We start from the raw sequence: 1,996 nt of genomic DNA, 5'->3' as shown, positions 1-1,996 counted from the left end.
GCGATTCGCGCAGAGCGGGTTGGCCGCTCTGGATCAAGGTTCTGAGGGGGCGAGGCAAATGCGCGCAATATAATTCGCCATCAGGGATTCCCCTGCCATATATAGGGCGATCTCTTACACAGCCCAATGAACACTTCGTCTTGTTGTTTAATCAGATGCTTGCTAGTGGCCATCATAGTGATTACGATGCGCCCACTTGAAAGAGCACATCTCAATTGGATGAGTCGCTTCACCGCTCTTCGATACTGTCCCGCGCCGCGGTAACTCCAACAGGCGCCTGACTGTAATCCTGAATAAAGGCCATGGATGTCCTACTCAAGCAAACTTTCCGCCCATTACCTCGAACTCGCAAAAGTCTCTGTTTCCAAAGAGAATTTCGCGGGCGAAGACGTTCGTTTTTCGAGCGAATTCGAGGCGCTGGAAAGCGAGCTGGCCAAAGCCTCGTCGATGCACGAAAGCGGGCAGATCGACTGGCTGAAAATCCGTGAAAACAGCGAAAACCTGCTGCGTACCCAATCCAAGGATTTGCGTGTCGGCGCCTGGCTGACCTGGTCGCTGTACCAGCGAGAATCCTTCCCCGGGCTGCTGGCCGGCCTCGGTTTGCTGCACCATCTGTCGGAAAACCACTGGGCCGACGTTCATCCGCTCAAACCGCGCACCCGTGCCGCCGCCATCGGCTGGCTGGTGCCGCGCCTGGAGCAGGTGCTCACCGAAAACATTGCGATCAAGGAACAACTGCCGATGTTCCGGCAGTTGTCCGAGCACCTGGCCGGCCTCGATGCCGCGTGCACCGAACATTTGGGCGACGATGCGCCGCTGCTGTTGCCGCTCTCGCGTCGCCTGAAAACCATGATCCAGCGTGCAGCCGACAATCAGCCGGCCCCTGGTGTGGTGGGTGCGGCGGTGGCGCAGGTCAAGCAGGCCGCGAGCCAGTTGCTGACCCCCGGCGCACCGATCGACAACGAAAAAAGACGCCTACAAGGCTCTGCGCGCCCAGCAGGAAAGCGCGCGTCCGTTGTGTGCCTGGTGGCTCAAACAGAAAGCCACCGACCTGCGCGCCTTGCGTCTGAACCGCACCTTGCTGTGGCTGCCGATCGACGCGGTGCCCGAGCGCAACGCCGAGCAGATCACCGTGTTGCGGGGTCTGCCGGTGGACAAGCTCAAGCAGTACCAGGATCGCTTCGATCAAGCAAATACGCCGACTTGCTGGTGGAACTGGAGGCGAGCCTGGCGAAGGCGCCGTTCTGGTTCGACGGCCAGAGGATGGTCTGGGAGTGTCTCCAGAACCTCAACGCCGAGATGGCAATGCGCGAAGTGGAAATCCACTTCGCGCTTTTGGTTCAGCGCCTGCCCGGCATTATCGAATGTCGCTTCCATGACGGTGCGCCGTTTGCCGATCCGTCCACCCGGGCGTGGATCGCCGGCAATGTCATGCCGCACCTGCAAAGCGCCAGCGCGCCGCGCAAGGTCGAAACCGACGACGTCGAAACCCAGCCCGCCTGGGAAAAAGCCCTGCAGGACGTGCTGCCGCTGCTGCGCAAGGAAGGCCTCAAGCCTGCCGTGCAGATTCTCAAGCAAGGCCTGCAAACGGCCCACGGCGGACGCGAGCGGTTCTTCTGGCAGTTCGCCCTCGCGCGGCTGTGCTTCATGGCCAAGAAATACGAACTGGCCAAGAACCAGCTCGAAACCCTCGATCAGACATTACAGGACTCAGGCCTGCACGCCTGGGAGCCCGATCTTGCATTGGAAGTGCTGCACCTGCTGCACAGTTGCTGCGAGCTGTTGCCGCAGAACCATGCAGTGCGTGAACGCAAGGAAGAGATTTATCGCAGGCTGTGCCACCTCGATCTCGAAGTGGTACTCGAATAGGCCCCAGGGCCACAACCGCAAGGAGAAAAGCCATGGCCAAAGAAGGCTCGGTAGCCCCCAAGGAACGCATCAACGTCACCTTCAAACCCGCCACCGGCGGTGCTCAGGAAGAGATTGAACTGCCGCT

Annotated in this window: 1 protein-coding gene and 1 pseudogene; both read left to right on the top strand. The window is 60.1% G+C overall.

All coding sequences use genetic code 11. From position 1 onward, the window contains the following. Positions 1-306: 306 nt before the first annotated feature. Positions 307-1,869: pseudogene (gene tssA, locus HT737_RS14905) on the top strand (type VI secretion system protein TssA). A gap of 32 nt (positions 1,870-1,901) precedes the next feature. Further along, positions 1,902-1,996, top strand: a 95-nt coding sequence (locus HT737_RS14900; RefSeq protein ID WP_182403063.1) for a type VI secretion system contractile sheath small subunit, incomplete at its 3' end; no start/stop codon positions are given.

The sequence above is a fragment of the Pseudomonas sp. MD195_PC81_125 genome, assembly GCF_014060985.1.
In the GTDB taxonomy this organism is placed as follows: Bacteria; Pseudomonadota; Gammaproteobacteria; order Pseudomonadales; family Pseudomonadaceae; genus Aquipseudomonas; species Aquipseudomonas parakoreensis.
Note: the sequence above shows the minus strand (reverse complement) of the source record. Positions and strands in the feature narration are given on the sequence as shown.